Source organism: Providencia sp. PROV141, assembly GCF_028481645.1.
Lineage (GTDB): Bacteria > Pseudomonadota > Gammaproteobacteria > Enterobacterales > Enterobacteriaceae > Providencia > Providencia rettgeri.
The window spans coordinates 1-19,821 of record NZ_JAMPPR010000034.1; the positions used below are offsets into that span (position 1 = coordinate 1).

At 40.7% G+C, this 19,821-nt stretch carries 18 protein-coding genes; 15 read left to right on the forward strand and 3 right to left on the reverse strand.

Annotation, left to right across the window (positions count from 1 at the left end; translation table 11 throughout):
* Positions 1-886 precede the first annotated feature (886 nt).
* From PSF09_RS18965 to megL, 5 genes are all read left to right on the forward strand, one after another.
* On the forward strand, positions 887-1,678 hold the full coding sequence (locus PSF09_RS18965; RefSeq protein ID WP_004913919.1) for an endonuclease/exonuclease/phosphatase family protein: 792 nt from the start codon (positions 887-889) through the stop codon (positions 1,676-1,678).
* Between the two features lie 60 nt (positions 1,679-1,738).
* Positions 1,739-2,320, forward strand: a complete 582-nt coding sequence (locus tag PSF09_RS18970) for a DUF1287 domain-containing protein (protein ID WP_272684326.1) — start codon at positions 1,739-1,741, stop codon at positions 2,318-2,320.
* A gap of 215 nt (positions 2,321-2,535) precedes the next feature.
* On the forward strand, positions 2,536-3,723 hold the full coding sequence (locus PSF09_RS18975; protein WP_272684327.1) for an NAD(P)/FAD-dependent oxidoreductase: 1,188 nt from the start codon (positions 2,536-2,538) through the stop codon (positions 3,721-3,723).
* A gap of 13 nt (positions 3,724-3,736) precedes the next feature.
* Positions 3,737-4,129 carry a hypothetical protein gene (locus tag PSF09_RS18980; RefSeq protein WP_272684328.1) on the forward strand — a complete coding sequence of 131 codons (393 nt, stop codon included), beginning with the start codon at positions 3,737-3,739 and terminating at the stop codon, positions 4,127-4,129.
* Positions 4,130-4,144: 15 nt separating this feature from the next.
* Positions 4,145-5,347 (forward strand): methionine gamma-lyase, encoded by a 1,203-nt coding sequence (gene megL / locus PSF09_RS18985; protein WP_272666461.1) that lies wholly within the window; start codon positions 4,145-4,147, stop codon positions 5,345-5,347.
* Positions 5,348-5,411: 64 nt separating this feature from the next.
* Here megL and PSF09_RS18990 read toward each other — a convergent pair whose 3' ends face one another.
* Complete coding sequence (locus tag PSF09_RS18990) at positions 5,412-6,779, reverse strand: amino acid permease (RefSeq protein WP_272666462.1); 1,368 nt, start codon at positions 6,777-6,779, stop codon at positions 5,412-5,414.
* A gap of 178 nt (positions 6,780-6,957) precedes the next feature.
* Between PSF09_RS18990 and queE the strand changes: the two genes are divergently transcribed.
* On the forward strand, positions 6,958-7,629 hold the full coding sequence (gene queE / locus PSF09_RS18995; RefSeq protein ID WP_210836777.1) for a 7-carboxy-7-deazaguanine synthase QueE: 672 nt from the start codon (positions 6,958-6,960) through the stop codon (positions 7,627-7,629).
* Positions 7,630-7,693: 64 nt separating this feature from the next.
* Here the strand turns inward: queE and PSF09_RS19000 are convergent, their stop codons facing one another.
* On the reverse strand, positions 7,694-8,311 hold the full coding sequence (locus PSF09_RS19000; protein ID WP_272684329.1) for a YagU family protein: 618 nt from the start codon (positions 8,309-8,311) through the stop codon (positions 7,694-7,696).
* A gap of 350 nt (positions 8,312-8,661) precedes the next feature.
* Positions 8,662-9,027: a 6-carboxytetrahydropterin synthase QueD gene (gene queD / locus PSF09_RS19005; RefSeq protein ID WP_004913900.1), complete on the reverse strand. Its 366-nt coding sequence runs from the start codon at positions 9,025-9,027 to the stop codon at positions 8,662-8,664.
* Between the two features lie 344 nt (positions 9,028-9,371).
* On the opposite strand from queD, the gene cysJ reads away from it, so the two are divergent.
* The 9 genes from cysJ (at position 9,372) to ispD (ending at position 19,818) form a co-directional block, all read left to right on the forward strand.
* A complete protein-coding gene (gene cysJ, locus PSF09_RS19010) occupies positions 9,372-11,177 on the forward strand; it encodes an NADPH-dependent assimilatory sulfite reductase flavoprotein subunit (protein WP_272684330.1) in 1,806 nt (601 codons plus the stop codon).
* The gene (gene cysI, locus PSF09_RS19015; protein ID WP_272684331.1) at positions 11,177-12,910 is read left to right on the forward strand and encodes an assimilatory sulfite reductase (NADPH) hemoprotein subunit; all 1,734 of its coding nucleotides are present in this window, start codon (positions 11,177-11,179) and stop codon (positions 12,908-12,910) included. The genes cysJ and cysI overlap by 1 nt, the downstream gene beginning before the upstream one ends.
* Positions 12,907-13,641 (forward strand): phosphoadenosine phosphosulfate reductase, encoded by a 735-nt coding sequence (cysH, locus tag PSF09_RS19020; RefSeq protein WP_272666466.1) that lies wholly within the window; start codon positions 12,907-12,909, stop codon positions 13,639-13,641. The genes cysI and cysH overlap by 4 nt, the downstream gene beginning before the upstream one ends.
* A gap of 496 nt (positions 13,642-14,137) precedes the next feature.
* Positions 14,138-15,550, forward strand: coding sequence for a siroheme synthase CysG (gene cysG / locus PSF09_RS19025; RefSeq protein ID WP_272666467.1), 1,413 nt, complete (start codon positions 14,138-14,140; stop codon positions 15,548-15,550).
* A gap of 13 nt (positions 15,551-15,563) precedes the next feature.
* Entirely contained in the window at positions 15,564-16,472 is a 909-nt protein-coding gene (gene cysD / locus PSF09_RS19030) for a sulfate adenylyltransferase subunit CysD (RefSeq protein ID WP_004913887.1), read from the forward strand.
* A 36-nt stretch (positions 16,473-16,508) separates the two neighbouring features.
* The gene (gene cysN / locus PSF09_RS19035) at positions 16,509-17,951 is read left to right on the forward strand and encodes a sulfate adenylyltransferase subunit CysN (RefSeq protein ID WP_272666468.1); all 1,443 of its coding nucleotides are present in this window, start codon (positions 16,509-16,511) and stop codon (positions 17,949-17,951) included.
* 5 nt (positions 17,952-17,956) lie between these two features.
* The gene (gene cysC / locus PSF09_RS19040; protein WP_272684332.1) at positions 17,957-18,565 is read left to right on the forward strand and encodes an adenylyl-sulfate kinase; all 609 of its coding nucleotides are present in this window, start codon (positions 17,957-17,959) and stop codon (positions 18,563-18,565) included.
* 160 nt (positions 18,566-18,725) lie between these two features.
* Positions 18,726-19,013: a cell division protein FtsB gene (gene ftsB, locus PSF09_RS19045; protein ID WP_004260736.1), complete on the forward strand. Its 288-nt coding sequence runs from the start codon at positions 18,726-18,728 to the stop codon at positions 19,011-19,013.
* A gap of 67 nt (positions 19,014-19,080) precedes the next feature.
* Complete coding sequence (ispD, locus tag PSF09_RS19050; protein WP_272666470.1) at positions 19,081-19,818, forward strand: 2-C-methyl-D-erythritol 4-phosphate cytidylyltransferase; 738 nt, start codon at positions 19,081-19,083, stop codon at positions 19,816-19,818.
* Positions 19,819-19,821 lie beyond the last annotated feature (3 nt).

Genomic DNA, 19,821 nt, shown 5'->3' on the forward strand with positions numbered 1-19,821 from the left:
ATTCCTTTATTCCTTTATTCCTTTATTCCTTTATTCCTTTATTCCTTTATTCCTTTATTCCTTACGCCATTCCTTCCCTTTTTTCGTTCACCGCTAACCATACTGAATAGAACTGTTGAAACCAAAGGAGTAAGTAACAGCTTACTTATCTCTTGTTGAGGCGTAGAATTTTTAAATAAGATCAAATAGAGGCAGGGTATTTACGTTCAGTAATCACGACGATGAATGTAATTGCTTGACCTAAAGTAGTAAGTAACAGCTCACATATTGTAGAGGAGTTGTAGGGGTTTTTAAGGAAATCAAATGAGTACTATGAATGGGAAACTGACCTATTACCGTCATGAATAGGATTACTGGAAGCAAAGTAGTAAGTAACAGCTCACAAGCTTTTTGGTGGAGAGTAGAGTTTTAGTAAAACCCAATGAATATAGTGGTGGTGGTTTACCTATCACCGCGATGAATGGAATGGCTTGAGTCAAAGTAGTGAGTAACAGCTCACCTCTATTTAATTAGCAAAAGAGTGTGGGGTGATAAAGAACTTAGATATAAAGCGATGGAGAAATAAGAAGTGTAGTTGTAGTTGGGAAAAATTAAATTGTATCTTCAATGCATTTAGAGGGCGAATGTTAATGAGAGATACAAAGTAGTGAGTAACAACTCACATATTATTTATAGAGTGAGAATAAAAAAGTAAGTAGTATGAATAGCCACCAATTCAGTATTATCCATTTTAAGTTTTAGTGTAAAGCTTAAAGGCCTCATGGTTAAGTTAGTGGTTGTGTTAAATTTGATAAGCCATAACACCTCAAATTTGATATACTACCTGTAGTAACTAATCAAAAAGTGTAAGATTTTCATTATTTTTCTGTGATATAGGGACTCAAATTTGGCGAAAAGAACCTATTCTGTTCGGTATATTGCAGGTGAGCCCGCTAAACGTATTCAGCCGATGCCTGTTCATATGTTAGGTGAATCACTTCCAATTGGTTTACCACTGTTTGCAGCGGGGGAAACTCTTGATGTGGTTACATGGAATATTTACAAACAGCAACGTCCAAATTGGAAACACACCCTTAACGAATTAGTGAAAGATAGAAAACTAATCTTGCTGCAAGAGGCTCAAATGTCACCTGAGCTAATATCTTTTGCAGCATCACATAAATTAATTGCTGACCAAGTACCTGCATTACCTTTCTCGCCTCACCCTGCTGGAGTAATGACCCTCGCAGCTTCACATCCGATATATTGCTGTCCTTTAAGAGAAAAAGAGCCACTTTTACGGCTAGCTAAATCTGCACTGATTACGGTTTATCCGTTACCAAATGGAAAACACTTGATGGTAGCTAATGTGCATGCAATTAACTTCAGCTTTGGTGTGGATGTTTATACTCGGCAATTAAGTAAGCTGGGAATTCATATTGCTAAACATGTTGGCCCGGTGATCCTCGCGGGTGATTTTAATGCATGGAGCAGGCAACGAGTGAATGCATTAAAACGGTTTATTCGTAGTGTTGGTTTAAAAGAAATTGCATTTAATGATGATTACCGTACTAAGGCCTTTGGTCGCCCTTTAGATTACGTATTTTATCGTGGATTGAAAGTTAAAAACAGCATTGTACTACCAACAGATGCTTCTGATCATAACCCTATTATGACCAAATTTACGCTTTCTAAGTAATTAAGATTATCTCCCCTTATTTTCTCTGGTATTTAATTGTAGATTTGATGAACTATTTTTATGGGGAATATCAGGTTGAAAATATCGTTTTTGTACACACTCTTCTTTTTTGCACAAATAGCAAATGGATCGAGCTTATTGTTAGCTAAACATGCGGAACAGTTACCTCGTTTAGTTATTTATGACTCATCTTATCGACGAATCTCTTATCCAAATGGTGATGTGCCTGAGCAGTATGGCGTTTGTTCTGATGTTGTTATACGAAGCTACCGGAAAATTGGTATTGATTTACAAAAATTAGTTCATGAAGACATGAAAGCAAATTTTCGCCAATATCCCAGCCAACGTATGTGGGGGTTACGTAAACCAGATACAAATATTGACCATCGTCGCGTGCCTAATTTAGAGGTCTTTTTTTCACGTAAAGGGAAAAATAAGCCTATTTCAAAGAGTGCCAGTGATTATGTACCTGGCGATATTGTCTCATGGCGTTTAGATAATGGTAGGCCTCATATTGGCATTGTAACTTCGATAAAATCACCCAATACACATAATTATTTAATTATGCACAATATCGGATATGGGCAAATTATGGAAGATGTTCTATTTCGTTGGGATATTGTTGGACATTATTCTTATTAAATGAAATTATAATTATGTAATATAATTTCCATAATTATAATTTTCATAATTAACTTATTCGTCAGGTTATATAAATATAAGTGATTAGTTTTATTTGTTGTTTTTTAAACTATACCCTAATTATTGTATTGGAATTAATTTTCTATGGGCTATATTTATAACTGAACGGTATAGCGTATAAAACTTAATTAATTATATATACGGTGGTTAATGTAATGAAAAATATAATTATTGTTGGCGGTGGAACTGGTGGAACGATGCTAGCGAATACACTTGCCAGAAAGTTGAGTAAAGAAATTTTTTCCAAAAAAATAAAAATAACATTAATTACTGATAATCCAATACATTACTATAAACCTGCATTTATGTATGTTGCCTTTAATCTCTTCTTTAAAGATGAATTAAGTCGCCCAGAAAGAGAGTTGTTAAGGCCTGAAATAGAGTTAGCTATTGATAAAATTGAGTACTTTGATTTTAAAAATAAAGCGCTAAACTCGAAGGATGGAAAAAAATATAATTATGATTTTCTTGTTATTGCGACAGGTTGCGTGCCTAAACCTGAGCGCATTGAAGGTTTAAAGGATATTGGTAACCATTTTTATGCTTATGATGCATCGAGAAAGCTAGCTGATCAATTGGCTAAGATTGAAAAAGGTCGAATTTTTATTACGGTATCATTCCCTGAAACACCTAATGTACCCCATCAGTGTGGTATCGCACCGATGGAAACAACTTTAATGATTGATGAGTTTTTACGTAAACGCCGGGTTAGGGATAATATTGAAATTGTTTATACCTATCCAACAGTTTCACAATTATTGCGCAACTGTTTATTCATGCAACAACCTGTTTGTGAAGTTATTCCTGAAGTATTCACCGCTAAAAATATTAAAGCACAAAGAGGGTTTACTTTAGATAAAGTTGATCCAGATAAGAAGATAGCTTATTCGAAAGAAGGGGATGAGCAAAATTTTGATTTACTGATTAGTACTCCTCCTATTACTGCGGTTGAGGCAGTTATTAATACCGGGCTGAGTGAACATAATAATGGTGAAGGATGGCTGCCAACTGATCACGAAACTATGCAAGTTTATGGTGTAGATGGTGTTTATGTTATAGGTGATACTGTTGATTTACCGATCAGTAAAGCAGGTGGAAGTTGCCATAATCAAGCTGCAATTATAGCTGATAATATTTGCGGAGAATTAATTTATGGCTATCCTGCAGCTATTTATGATGGGCGAGTTCAAGCTGTTGCCCAAATGGGATTAACGGCAGGGATGCCTTTGCAATACGATTATAAACACGACGTTATTCCTACGCCTCCAACTAAATTAGGAGGATTACTAAGAAATGGCTTTAATAGAGGTATTTATTGGGCTGCTATTCGTGGTTTAGTTTAAGGAGGAAATAAAAATGTCGAATAATGAAAATCAAAGTAAACTAATTGAACTTCTTAATTCTGATTCGGGTGATCATTTCGCCGAAAAATTAGCCCCTTTATTACAGTTGAATCGTTTAGATAATATTGTTGATTTACTTTCTTTAATTTCTGACCTCATTGATATTACCGATAATAGCACTGTAGAGAAACTGGCAAATTCATTTGAAGACACTTTAGCGCCAGTCTGGGAGTTAGGCGCTGCTTATAATATGGCAAAAATGGAAGAGAGATATAATAGTAAAAATCCAAATTTTCGTTCGGTGTATGTTTTATTAAAAGATCCAAACACATTACGTGGAATTAGTACCGTTTTACGAACCTTGCAAATAATGGGTTCTCGATTATCTTCACCCCAAGAGGGGTAATATTTCGGAGGTGGTATGATATTAGATAGACAATATTCTTTTGATACGCGTGTGATACACAATTACTATGATGCAGCCGAAAATTTAGGATCACTTTCTTCTCCCATTTATCAAACTTCAACTTATGTATTTAATAATGTCGAAGAAGGTGCCGCCTGTTTTAGCGGCGAATTGAATGGTTACATTTATACTCGAATAAATAATCCAACATTGAATTTGCTGGAAAAGCGATTGGCTGATTTAGAAGAGGGAGATGCAGCAATTGTATTTTCTTCAGGGATGGGGGCAATAACATCGACTCTTTGGACATTACTTAATCCTGGAGATGAGCTGTTAGTTGATATGACGGTTTATGGCTGTACATACTCATTCTTTCATCATGGATTAGCTCGATTTGGGGTTAAAGTCCGTCACATTGATATGAGTAACCCTAATAATGTGGCACAGGAACTCACTGAACAAACAAAGATGATATTTTTCGAGTCACCTGCAAACCCAAATATGCGTTTGGTTGATATTAATGCCGTGAGCCATATCGTTAAGCAATATAACCTTGCAAATAACCAACAAATATTAGTGGCAGTAGACAATACCTATTGTACTCCTTACATTCAAAAACCGCTTGAGCTTGGGGCAGATATTGTCATTCATTCATTGACTAAATATATGAATGGGCATGGTGATGTGATGGCTGGAGCGGTTGTCACAACGGAGGATTTGGCTAAGCAAATCAGATTAGTTGGACTAAAGGACATGACTGGTGCTTGTTTATCCCCTCATGATGCAAATCTTATATTGCGAGGAATGAAAACATTGCCAATCAGAATGGAAAGGGTGGTTGAGAATGCACAGAAAGTTGCAGAATACTTGGCCTCGTTATCTGAAGTTTCTCAGGTAATGTATCCAGGTTTACTGAGTTTTCCACAATACGCATTAGCTCAAAAGCAGATGAAGTTACCTGGAGGGATGATTGCTTTTGAACTTAAAGGGGGCCTTGAGGCGGGTAAGCAGTTTTTGAATCACCTGCAGTTATTTTCATGTGCGGTTAGCCTCGGTGATTGTGAGTCATTGGCTCAACACCCTGCAAGTATGACCCATTCTACTTACACCGCTGAGGAGCGAGAGCAGTACGGCATTAGTGATGGACTTATTCGTTTATCAGTCGGGTTAGAAAACGTTGATGATTTGATTGCCGATATTAAGCAAGCACTCGTTTGATAACAAAAAGCCCTATATCATATAAATATAGGGCTTAAATTTATTTTATAAATGCTTTTGTTGATTAAGATTTTTGAAATTTACGCATGATAAAGAAGGTGACACTCAATATTGCCACCCATGCAAACCCAACGAGAAGGGCAACTTGGGTGTCTTTAAAGAAGCCTAGTAATGCGATAACAAAGACCATAAATGCAATAGTCAGCGCAGGGCCAATCGGCCAAAATGGGACTGGGAATTTGAGTTTTTTAACTTCTTCAGTGCTCATTTGGCGACGCATTGCAACATGAGAAAGTAAGATCATTAACCAGACCCAAACTGTAGCAAAGGTTGCGATTGATGCAATAATCACAAAGATTTTTTCTGGAAGTAGGTAGTTCAAATACACGCCGAGTAACATTACAACGGACATCACCAGCACAGTGACCCAAGGTACCCCACTTTTCGTTAACTTGGTAAAGACTTTTGGTGCCTGCTTGTCTTGTGCCATACCATACATCATACGACCAGCACCAAAAATATCACTATTGATAGCTGAGACTGCTGCTGTGATCACCACGATATTTAAGATATTTGCCGCTGATTGAATACCTAGGCTATCAAAAATTTGGACGAACGGGCTGCCATTTTGACCGATTTGGTTCCACGGATAGATGCACATCAGAATAAAAAGTGTTAACCCATAGAATAATAAAATACGAATAGGTACTGCATTGATTGCTTTAGGAATGGTTTTTTCTGGATTTTGCGCTTCACTGGCGGTAATACCGATTACTTCGATACCCCCGAAGGCGAACATTACAATGGCTAAGGACGCAATAACGCCTTCAATACCGTTTGGCATAAAGCCACCGTGTTCCCAGAGATTTTGGATACCCACCGCATGGTCAGTTTCTTGGCCGAAACCGTAGAACATTAAGAAGGTACCACCAACAATCATTGCGATGATTGCGGAGACTTTCACGATAGACAGCCAAAATTCCATTTCACCGAAAATTTTAACATGGCATAAATTGAGCGCACCAATAAATAGCACGATACTTAATACCCATACCCATTGGTCAACATGTGGAAACCAGAACCCCATGTACATCCCGAAAGCGGTAATATCAGCTAAGCACACAACTAACATTTCAAATACGTAGTTCCAGCCAGTTAAAAAACCAGCGAGGGGGCCCATGTAATGGCTAGCGTAGTGAGAGAATGAACCGGGTACTGGGTGATGCACAGCCATCTCGCCTAAGGCTCGCATGACCATAAATACAGCGGCACCACCGACCATATAAGCGAGTAAAACTGCAGGGCCTGCCGCTTGAATGGCGGAAGCAGAACCATAAAATAAGCCGGTACCAATCGCTGACCCTAAAGCCATAAAGCGAATGTGCCGAACACTCAGCCCCTTTCTGAGTTGATTTTGTTCACTACTTTGCATGTCTTTTCCTGTCTTTTTCTTCGTTCGATATGTTGTTCCGAATATGCTTTCGGTATTGTTTATTCAGTCGGACGTACTTTATTGAACCCTAAGGTGGCTACATTATCACAAACTTCCTTGTTCGTGAGATAGATATCTGCAATATAATGTGTGCTTAGTTAACTATTTTAGGAGTGATATGAAATACCCAATTAATGAAATCTTCCAAACCATTCAGGGAGAGGGGGTTTTTACTGGTGTTCCAGCTGTGTTTATTCGTTTGCAGGGCTGCCCAGTTGGATGTAGCTGGTGTGATACCAAACAAACATGGGAAAAAGAACAAGATAAAGAATCGACCCTAGGGGATATCGCACTTAAAACGATTGATTCAGATTTATGGGCTATGGCAAGCGGTGAGGCATTGATTCAATTAATGAAAGAAAAACACTTCAGCGCACAGCATATTGTTATTACCGGCGGTGAGCCTTGTATTTATGATTTACAACCATTGACTGCGATATTAGAACAGCATGGATATCAATGCCAAATTGAAACTAGCGGCACATACCCTATTCAATGCACAGAAAAAACATGGGTTACCGTATCACCAAAAGTCGGTATGAAAGGAGGGTTACAGGTGATCAGGCAAGCAGTAAATCGCGCTAATGAAATTAAACACCCTGTTGCTCGCGAAAAAGATATTGAGGCACTTGAGAAAATTTTAGCATTACGTACTGTCGAAGCCTCTCCTGTAGTAGCATTGCAGCCAATTAGCCAAAAGGCGGCGGCAACGAAATTGTGTATCGAAACCTGCATTCAACGTAACTGGCGTTTATCGATTCAAACACATAAGTATTTGGATATTCAATAAAAAAATAGCGATAACGTAGCAGTAACCCCCAATAGTTGGAAAACGCTTATTGGGGGGCTTTAAATTATCTAAATGGTTGGTTTAATGGTACTTCAGGATCTGGCTCGTGAGTAATACGGTTACGTAAGTCACGACGAATAATTTCAATAGACCAAAACCAAATTAAATGACCAAATATTTCTGATACATTCTCATACCATGGCAGGTCGAAAAGTGGAGGGGTGAGCCCCATTAGAGGGAATGAAATCATATGGACAAATAATTGCGCCAGTGCACCCGCTAACAACCCTTGCCATAGCTTAATTTTAGGGAATATTTCAGCAACAATACAATACCCGACAGCAAACACGATAGAAAATATGATGTGAGTAACACCCACTGAATTAAAAACGTGCCCAGCAAAAGTGTAAACTGCAGCGTTGGGGTCAGCGATCCCTAACCAATCTCTTAAGAAAATATAAGGTGGATTAAGAAAATTACGTGAGCAGTCAATTTGTTCCGCTGCACGAATCAGTGTTTCAGGTGAACAAGCTGCATTAAACATATCCGTTGGACTTCTTGGCGGTAATGGAACTTCAGCGCCCCATTTGACAAACGAAGAGACAATACCTGCAATTAAACCGATAAATGCTGCTAGTCCATAGCGCCTTCTGGACTTAGGTGTTTGTTGAAATAGATTCATTTTCCCTACCTTATTAAAAGTAAATAATAATAAATAATAGATCAGGTTATAATTTGATGCACTATGTCAAATTAATGTTTTTATATCCTTAATGTTAAAGAGGGAAATGTCAGTCACTGATTTATTTCTTGCTTTAACCTTACCCTCATAACATACGGATCTTTAAAATTTAGCCTATTAAAGGCAGTCAGGGGGCTATGCAGCGTTAGGCGTTGATATGGGTGATGAGTCGAAAGTGAGGATATAGGGATTTAGCCCCTCATTTAAAAATCTATTGGGCTTGCCGCTAAGTCAGCGGTCTGAGGAGCGTGTATCCCTACTGTTATATGACTTTTTTAGCGCATTAACTTTTAAGCTTCCCCGCGATAGACACAGCCTGCATTGCAGGTTTCTTTTACGGTAACCGCACTTAATAATGGTAGTAAAGGCTTAGTTTGCTGCCAAATCCACTGGGCTAATACCTCACTCGTTGGGTTTTCTAACCCTTCTATATCATTTAAATAGTGATGGTCTAAGCGTTCCCAAATAGGCTTAAAAGCGGCTTTTACATCGGAAAAATCAATAATCCAACCACTATGTGAGTCGACTTCACCGGTGATTTCTAAACGCACCATGAAAGAATGGCCATGGAGTCGGCCACACTTATGACCCTCTGGTACATGAGGAAGTTTGTGGGCGGCTTCGAAAGTGAAATCTTTATAGATTGTTGTACTCATATGTGGCTCCTTGTTGTGAATAAACAGCGTATTGTACTGCATTTTTAGGTGAAAATATCTTTAATTACTAAAATAGCGTTAACCGCTTTTATCAATATGATCCATCAGTTAATTGCTTTAGGCTTTTTAGTTATTAATTATGGCTATCGTTTCTTATCCCATTATCTAGGGTTGTTATAACCTAACGGCATACCCTATATGTTTCAGGTACTGCGGTATTTTTTGCTTTATTACCCTAATTATTCGGGTGAATGAGCAGGTGTTAGGTTGTCGGTCTTTTCTGGGGTAATGACATGGCATCGTTTTTTTAAATCAAAGATGAATAACGCTGGGGTTACAAGATAATGACAAAAAAACAGCCGCCATTAGCGGCGCTGCCAATATCTGTTGAGCAATTAACACGTTTACAGACGGCCGTTGATGATTTCTCATCTCATCAACTCGCATGGCTTTCTGGTTATTTGTGGGGAGTGGTAAATCAAAATACGCAAGTTGATGCACCGGTCAGTGCACCTGTAGTTACGCAAGACACTATCACAATTATCTCAGCATCACAGACTGGAAATGCTCGTCGCCTATCAGAGCAGCTCAGAGAGCGCTTGGTTGGTGAAAAAATTAGCGTGAATTTAGTGAATGCTGGGGATTATAAATTCAAGCAAATTAACCAAGAAAAAGTGTTGGTTATTGTAGCGTCAACGCAGGGGGAAGGGGAGCCCGCTGAAGAAGCGGTTGCACTGTATAAATACCTTCATTCTAAAAAAGCGCCTAATTTATCACAAACCAGCTACGCGGTTTTCGCGCTGGGGGATTCCTCTTACGAAAAATTTTGCCAAGCGGGTAAAGATTTCGATTCACGACTTGCATCATTAGGGGCAGTATCATTAATCGAGCGAATTGATGCAGATGTTGAGTATCAAGCGATTGCGAGTGAGTGGGTTGAAAACCTGACACAAATTTTAAAAGCTCGCGTTCCTGCTCAAAGTGATAGCCAATTATTGGCGACTCAAACAGGAAGTGTGAATGAAATTCATTCATCACCTTATAGTAAAACGGCGCCATTAACAGCGTCGCTTCTGAGTAACCAAAAGATCACCAGTCGAGACTCGCAAAAAGATGTTCGCCATATTGAAATTGATCTCGGTGACTCTGGTTTACGTTATCAACCAGGTGATGCGCTAGGTGTTTGGTTCGATAATGACCCTGCTTTAGTTGATGAGCTGGTGGCTTTATTGTGGCTGAAAGGTGACGAAGAAGTCTTTATTGGTTCACAGCGCCATTCATTACGTGATGCGCTGATTTATCAATTAGAACTAACACAAAATACCCCAGTGATTGTTGAAAAATATGCTCAGCTGTCAAAAGATGATGCGTTGTTGTCATTGATTAGCGATAAAACCGCTATTTTACACTACGCACAAAATACGCCCATTGTGGATATGGTACGCCAAGCGGCATCTCAGCCGACGGCTCAAGAATTTATTGACCTACTGCGCCCGCTAACCCCTCGTTTATACTCAATTTCCTCTTCCCAATCTGAGGTAGAAAATGAAGTTCATGCAACGGTTGGTGTTGTCCGCTATGAGATTGATGGTAAGGCGCGCACTGGTGGTGCTTCCGGTTTCTTAGCTGATCGCTTAAATGAGGATGATGAACTTCGCGTATTCATTGAGCACAATGATAATTTCCGTCTACCACAAGACCCTAATACGCCTGTGATCATGATTGGCCCTGGAACGGGGATTGCACCATTTCGCGCTTTCTTACAGCAGCGTGACAATGACGGTGCGACAGGGAAAAACTGGTTATTCTTTGGTAACCCACATTTTGTTGATGACTTTCTCTATCAAGTGGAATGGCAGCGCTATGTCAAAGACGGTTTATTAACCCATATTTCATTAGCATGGTCCCGCGACCAGCAAGAAAAAATCTATGTACAAGATAAACTTCGCGAACAAGGTGAAGAAGTATGGCAATGGTTACAAGAAGGTGCGCACATCTATGTCTGTGGTGATGCAAACCGCATGGCCAAAGATGTCGAACAGGCATTATTAGATATCGTCAGTCAATACGGGAACATGGATAGTGAAGAAGCTGATGAATTTTTAAGTGAGCTGCGCGTAATGCGCCGTTATCAGAGGGATGTTTATTAATGAGCAATGAACAACAACAAAAGCCCTTAATTGTCGAAGGTAAACTCGCCGACAGTGAACGCATGAAGCAAGACAGTAATTACTTGCGTGGAACCATTAAGGATGACTTAAAAAATGGGTTAACAGGGGGATTTGAAGGCGATAATTTCCTGTTGATTCGTTTTCACGGGATGTATCAACAAGATGACCGTGATATTCGTGCCGAGCGGGCGGAACAAAAGCTTGAACCTCGCCATGCAATGATGCTGCGTTGTCGTTTGCCGGGCGGCATAATTACGCCCAAGCAATGGCTTGATATTGATAAGTTTGCCACGGAGCACACGCTGTATGGCAGTGTGCGTATTACAAATCGGCAAACATTTCAGTTCCATGGCATCCTCAAAGGGGATGTAAAGCCTGCCCATCAAATGCTAAGTCATGTTGGTTTAGATGCTCTTGCAACGGCGAACGACGTTAACCGTAACGTGTTATGTACGTCTAACCCAGTGCAGTCTGAATTGCACCAACAAGCCTATGAATGGGCAAAGAAAATATCTGAACATTTATTACCGCGAACTAGTGCTTACGCGGAAATTTGGTTAGATAAAGAAAAGATAGTAACAACGGATGAAGAGCCAATTTTAGGGCAAACTTATTTGCCAAGAAAATTTAAAACCTCAGTCGTGATCCCACCACTAAATGATGTGGACTTGCATGCAAATGATATGAACTTTATCGCAATTGCCCAAAATGGTGAGTTAATCGGTTTTAACGTGCTGGTGGGTGGTGGTTTAGCTATGACTCATGGGGATACTGCAACATTTCCTCGCCTAGCCAGTGAGTTTGGGTTTATTCCATTAGACAAAACGTTAGCGATTGCGGAAGCGATAGTCACCACTCAACGGGATTGGGGGAATCGAACTGAACGTAAAAATGCAAAAACCAAATATACCCTTGAGCGTGTGGGGGTCGATACCTTCAAAGCAGAAGTCGAAAGGCGCTCTGGTGTGACTTTTGAGCCCATTCGGCCTTATCAATTCACTGAACGTGGTGACAAAATTGGCTGGCTCAAAGGGATTGATAACCGTTGGCACTTAACATTGTTTATTGAAAATGGTCGATTAATTGATTTAGATAACAAGCCATTAAAAACCGGAGTGGCTGAAATTGCGCGTATTCATCAAGGTGATTTTCGTTTAACGGCAAACCAAAACTTAATTGTAGCGGGTGTACCTGAAAGTGAAAAAGCGGCAATTGAAGCGATTGCCAGATCTCATGGGTTAATGAGTGATGACATAACGGCGCAACGTGAAAATTCCATGGCTTGTGTATCATTTCCAACTTGCCCGCTCGCGATGGCGGAAGCAGAACGCTTTTTACCTGAATTTATTAGTCAGGTGGAAAGAATCATGGCCTCTCATCAAGTGGCCAATGAACATATCGTTCTGCGGATAACGGGTTGCCCGAATGGCTGTGGGCGAGCGATGTTGGCAGAAGTTGGGCTGGTCGGCAAAGCTGTTGATAGATATAACTTACACTTAGGTGGAAATCGCATTGGTACTCGTATTCCACGTATGTATCGTGAAAACATTAGCAGTGCGGAAATTCTAACCATTTTAGATGAGTTAATCGGTGACTGGGCAAAGGCACGCTTGCCTGACGAAGGGTTTGGCGATTTCCTTATTCGCACCAATGTCGTAAAACCAGTATTGAATTCAGCCGTCGATTTTTATGAGGTTAAGGAGGCAGTATGAGCCGACTTGAGCTAGCAACGCTCACCGCACTCGATAAGCCCCAGCAAGTCGCTTATCTCGCTGAGTTTAATTCCCAACTAGAAGTTATGAATGCATTACAGCGTGTTGAGTGGGCGGTTGAATACTTACCCACAGAGTTTGTATTGTCTTCCAGCTTCGGTATCCAAGCGGCACTGACGTTGCATATGGTGACGCAAATTGTGCCTAATATCCCAGTTATTTTAACGGATACCGGCTATTTGTTCCCAGAGACCTATCAATTTATTGAGGCGTTAACAGATAAGTTGAATTTAAATTTACAGGTATACCGAGCAAAGCAGTCGCCCGCTTGGCAAGAAGCGCTGTATGGTCAACTTTGGACGCAAGGGCTTGATGGTATTGAGCGTTATAACCAATTGAATAAAGTTGAGCCAATGGAGCGTGCGTTACATGAATTACAGGCACAAACTTGGTTTTCAGGTTTACGGCGAGAACAATCAGCAAGCCGTGCAAATTTGTCTGTACTAGGTATCGGAAAAGGCATTTTTAAAGTTTTACCAGTGATTGATTGGAATAATAAGCAAGTTTATGAATATTTAACAAAATATGATTTACCCTATCATCCTCTGTGGGAGCAAGGGTATTTATCGGTTGGTGATACCCATACAACTCGCAAATGGGAAGAGGGAATGAATGAAGAAGATACGCGTTTTTTTGGATTAAAGCGTGAGTGCGGGCTGCATGAAAACTAAATACTCGTCATACTTCAAGTTACATGGGTGTTGACTGCGCTCAGCTAGCCGAATCACATACTTATGTATGCTCATCGGCTATCTTCGCTTGTCGCCTACATGTAACTCGAATTATTTAGAGTATTAATTTAGTTATAATTCAAGCCGCAGCGTTGTTGGCTACGTGCAACTCGAATTATTTAGGGTCTTGAATATAAATAAATAATCACTGAATTAATAAAATATTTGTTTAATTACAAAGGAATACTTTTGTATTTAAAAAAGTATTCCAAGCTAATCATTAAATTAAATCAGTAATTAGTTAACTTGTTAAATTTAATCTAAGTTCTATTTTTTATTTGTATTTATCGATTTTTCATCGGGTTTGTGATGGTTATTTGGCTTATTCCTTTCAGTTACAAGAAAGAGCTTTTTGTCATTTCAAACCTGTTGTTTGAAACCATATAGTCAATTTTATATTTCTTATAATCAGTTTATATAACGATGGGTGAGCAAGATGGATTATTTACCGTTATTTGTCGATGTCCGCGCACGAAAGGTCGTGTTAATTGGCGGCGGTGTGGTCGCAGCTCGAAAAGCAGAATTGCTAATAAAAGCACAAGCTGACTTAGTGATCATCTCACCGACGTTATGTACACAGTTACAAGCGGAGCACCAACAAAATAAATTTGTTTGGTTAGCTGAAGATTACCGATCTATTCATTTAGATGATGCTTTTTTAGTTATCGCAGCAACAGATGATGCATTACTGAATGAAACCGTTTTCTATGACGCTAATGAACGGAAAATATTCGTTAACGTGGTTGATGACCAACCGTTATGTTCATTTATTGTACCTTCTATTATTGATCGTTCTCCGGTGATAGTGGCGATCTCTTCGGGAGGAACAGCACCTGTTTTGGCTCGTTTACTTAGAGAAAAATTGGAAACGATGCTACCAACCTCCTTGGGAAAAATGGCGGAAATAGCCGGCCGCTGGCGTCATAAAGTCAAAGAAACACTAACGAGTATGCGTGAAAGAAAGCGCTTCTGGGAAAAAAGCTTCAGTGGACGTTTTGCTTCGCTAGTCGAAAAAGGGCAATTCAGTGAAGCGGAACAACAATTGGAACGTCAATTGTATGAGCCGGATAACCATGGCGAATTAATCTTAGTCGGTGCCGGTCCGGGGGATGCGGGGCTACTCACGTTAAAAGGGTTGCGAGTTTTACAAAGTGCAGAGGTGGTTTTGTATGACCATCTGGTGAGTGAAGAAATACTCGAACTGGTTCGTCGCGATGCTGACAAAATTTGTGTTGGGAAACGCGCAGGAAATCACAGTGTTTCCCAAGAAGAAACCAATGCTTTGATCGTGAAATTTGCTCAACAAGGTAAAAAAGTGGTGCGCCTTAAAGGTGGCGATCCATTTGTGTTTGGACGAGGGGGAGAAGAGCTACAAGTAGCGGTACAAGCGGGGATCCCATTTCAAGTGGTTCCAGGTGTGACCGCGGCGATTGGTGCAGCCGCTTACGCGGGGGTACCGCTGACTCACCGTGAGCATTCACAGAGCATTACGTTTATTACGGGTCATTGCCGTGAGAATGGAATGGAACTTGATTGGCAAGCGCTTGCTCGAGGGAACCAAACGTTAGCTATCTATATGGGCACCGTAAAGGCTGCGAAAATCAGCGAACAGTTGATTCAATTCGGCCGTGCTGAAAATACCCCTGTTGCTGTTATCGGCTGTGGCACTAGGCGTGAACAAAAAGTAGTGACTGGCAAATTAAACGAGCTTGAAGTATTAGCACAGCAGGCACCCGCTCCTGCTTTGATAGTGGTTGGTGAAGTGGCTGCATTACACCAACAACTCGCGTGGTTTGGTTCTCAAACCGAAGACATCAGATGGCGCAGTGCCGTATTGGAACTGGCTTAAGTAAGGGGCTATCGTGAACGACAAAAAATTGACTCATTTACAGCAGTTAGAGGCAGAAAGTATTCATATCATTCGTGAAGTTGCCGCCGAATTTGCTAACCCAGTCATGCTGTACTCTATTGGTAAAGACTCCTCTGTGATGCTGCATTTAGCACGCAAGGCATTTTATCCGGGAAAACTGCCATTTCCTCTTTTACATGTTGATACGGGATGGAAATTTCGTGAAATGTACGAGTTTCGTGATGCAACAGCAGAAAAATATGGTTTTGAGCTACTTGTTCATCGTAACCCTGAAGGGGAAAAGCTAGGGATCAACCCGTTTGTACATGGCAGTGCTAAGCACACCGATATTATGAAAACCGAAGGCTTAAAGCAGGCTTTGGATAAATATGGTTTTGATGCTGCATTTGGCGGTGCTCGTCGTGATGAAGAGAAATCACGCGCAAAAGAGCGGATCTACTCTTTTCGTGATCGATCTCATCGTTGGGACCCTAAAAACCAGCGGCCTGAGCTGTGGCATAACTATAATGGGCAGGTCAATAAAGGGGAAAGTATTCGTGTTTTCCCGCTATCAAATTGGACAGAACTCGATATTTGGCAATATATCTATTTGGAAAACATCGATATTGTTCCCCTGTATTTTGCAAAAGAACGGCCAGTTATTCAGCGGGACGGCACTTTGTTAATGGTGGATGATAACCGTATTGACCTACAAGCAGGTGAAGTCATTAGTCAGCAAAAAGTGCGTTTTAGAACATTAGGTTGTTGGCCACTGACGGGAGCTGTGCCATCAGAAGCACAAACGCTGCCTGAGATTATAGAAGAAATGTTGATTTCTACGACGAGTGAGCGACAGGGCCGGCTGATTGATAGCGACCAATCCGCTTCGATGGAGTTGAAAAAGCGCCAAGGTTATTTTTAGTGGGCAAGGTTAATACGCAAAGTCAGGAGAAAAATCATGGCACAAGCCGTTTATAATGAATCAATCGCTCATCAAATCGAACAGCAAGGTGGTGTAGAACCTTATTTATTGGCGCAGCAACATAAAGGATTATTACGCTTTTTAACCTGCGGGAATGTGGATGATGGTAAAAGTACTTTAATCGGCCGTTTACTGCATGATACTCGCCAAATTTACCAAGACCAGCTGTCAACTTTGCAAAGTGATAGTAAGCGGATAGGGACTCAAGGGGAAAAACTTGACCTTGCTTTGCTGGTGGATGGCCTTGCCGCTGAGCGCGAGCAGGGGATCACCATCGATGTGGCTTATCGTTATTTTTCAACAGAAAAACGCAAATTTATTATTGCGGACACCCCCGGCCATGAGCAATATACGCGCAATATGGCGACAGGGGCATCCACTTGCTCACTTTCTATTTTGTTGATCGATGCTCGAAAAGGGGTACAGGAACAAACGCGTCGCCATAGTTTTATTAGTACATTGCTTGGGATCCGCCATCTTATTGTTGCCGTCAATAAAATGGATCTGGTGGATTACAGTGAAGCCATTTTTGAAAAAATAAAGCAGGATTACCAAAAGTTTGCAATGGAATTGCCTGTGGATTTAAAGGTATGGTTTGTACCTATCTCAGCCCTAGATGGCGATAATATTGTAAATGCTAGCGATAATTTTAAGTGGTATCAAGGTGATACGCTATTGTCGATATTGGAAAATGTTCAAGTGGAACAAAAAGCTTCGGAGCAAGCTTTGCGTTTCCCTGTGCAATATGTGAACCGCCCAAATTTAGACTTTCGCGGATACAGCGGGACATTATCAGCAGGGATCGTGGAAGTGGGTCAAAAGGTCAAAGTGTTGCCATCAGGCGCCACTTCAGCAATTAAAGAAATTGTGACTTTTTCAGGGGGACAAGATTTTGCTGTACCGGGGGAAGCGATTACATTAGTGCTTGAGGATGAAATTGATATTAGTCGTGGCGACTTAATTGTTGCACAAAATGAAACCTTACAAACGACGCAGCATGCCTCTGTCGATGTCGTGTGGATGTCTGAACAGCCGTTAGTTCAAGGCCAACAACTTGATATTAAAATTGCGGGAAAACGCAGTCGGGCAAAAGTGGAAAATATTCAATACCAAGTTGATATCAATAATTTAACCCAGAAAGTAGCGACAGAGCTGCCGTTGAATGGAATTGGTTTAGTCGAGTTTTCCTTTGATGAGCCATTGTTACTGGAAAACTACCAACGCAATGCAGACACTGGCGGAATGATTTTTATTGATAGGCTCACAAATGTGACGGTTGGCGCGGGTTTAGTTCGCGAAACACAAGCCCCTGTTTTTGAACAATCCAGTGATTTTAGTGAGTTTGAAATTGAGCTAAACAAATTAGTACGCCGCCATTTCCCACATTGGGGTGCGCGTGATGTATTGGGTGGGAAATAATACGGATGACAAAAGACAACCATATTGTTTGGCACCAACACCAAGTAACTCGCCAATTACGTGAAAGTAATAATGGCCATAAAGGTGCTGTGTTGTGGTTCACCGGGTTATCCGGTTCTGGGAAATCGACATTAGCAGGGGCAATAGAGCACCAATTGACGTCCATGGGAATGAAAACCTATTTATTGGATGGCGATAATATTCGCCATGGTTTATGCCGTGATTTAGGGTTTAATGAGGCCGATAGGCAAGAAAATATTCGTCGAGTGGGGGAGGTGGCGAAGTTAATGGTCGATGCAGGGTTAATTGTTGCGACAGCATTTATTTCGCCTTTCCAAGCGGATAGACAGACAGTTCGTGACTTGTTTGAACCCGAGCAATTTTTTGAGTTGTACGTGGATACACCCGTAAGTATCTGTGAACAACGAGACCCCAAGGGGTTATATCAACAAGCGCGGGAAGGAAAAATAAAACAATTCACGGGGATTGATTCCCCTTATGAAATACCTCAACAGCCTGAGTTGCATCTGGATGGACAACAACCCATTTCGGATTCTCTTTCCCAAATTATTGCGCTTTTATTGCGCAATCATGTCATTCAGCTAGATTATTAATACAGCTTAAATACCTCCTTTATTTTATCCGATGGTAAAATAAGGCGGTATTTTGCGTATTCAAACCCGACTTAATCTGACTTTTTATCACAATTTTAGTATCACAGTAGCGTCAATCGTTGAGTTATGGGATGATTAGCAAATCATTTCAGGGGGCAAGATGGGTAAATTAACGCTACTATTAATTGCGATATTAGCTTGGTTACAGTATTCCTTATGGTTAGGCAAAAATGGCATACATGACTACGTACAAGTCAAAGATGATGTCGCCGCTCAGGAAATTGTAAATTCGCGTTTAAAAATGCGTAATGAACAGCTATTCGCTGAAATCAACGACTTAAATGATGGCCAAGATGCGATTGAAGAACGAGCCCGAACAGAGCTTGGGATGATCAAACCTGGAGAGTCATTTTATCGAATGGTTAAAGAAAGTAATAACCAGAAATAGACACAGTAATATGATGTCAAAATAGTATACCCATTAGCCTGATAATTTCTGATGTAAGAATTCAACAATGACAAATCCAAACCATGCCCCACAAAATAATCTCCCGCAAATTGTTGCACTGATTCCTGCTGCTGGGGTAGGTAGCCGTATGAATGCAGAGTGCCCAAAACAATACTTGCAGGTTGCAGGTAAAACAATCATTGAGCACACCATAAGCGCATTACTAGAAAATGATAAAGTGCAAGAAATTGTGGTTGCGTTGAGTGCAGAAGATGATTATTTTCAACAGCTTGAAATTTCTAATCACCCTCGGGTGGCGACGGTTGTTGGTGGCAAAGAACGTGCTGATTCAGTATTAGCGGGGCTGGATTTTTTAATTGCTAACCCCCAATTTTCAAATTGCTGGGTATTAGTGCATGATGCCGCGCGTCCCTGCCTTCATCAATCAGATTTAAATGAAATTATTCAATTAGCAGCGGAACAAAATTGTTGTGGTGGGATCCTCGCTGCCCCAGTGCGCGATACCATGAAACGTAGTTCAACAGCTGGCCAATTAATTGACCACACAGTTGAACGTGAAGCGTTATGGCATGCCCTTACGCCACAATTTTTTCCGTTAATATTATTACGGGACTGTCTAAGTAAAGCCTTGAAAGAAAACGCAGTGATCACCGATGAAGCTTCTGCGCTAGAATATTGCGGCCACCAACCGGTGTTAGTTGCTGGCCGCGCTGATAATTTAAAAGTGACACGCCCAGAAGACCTCACTTTAGCGGAATTTTATCTTTCAAGAATGAACAACTAAGGA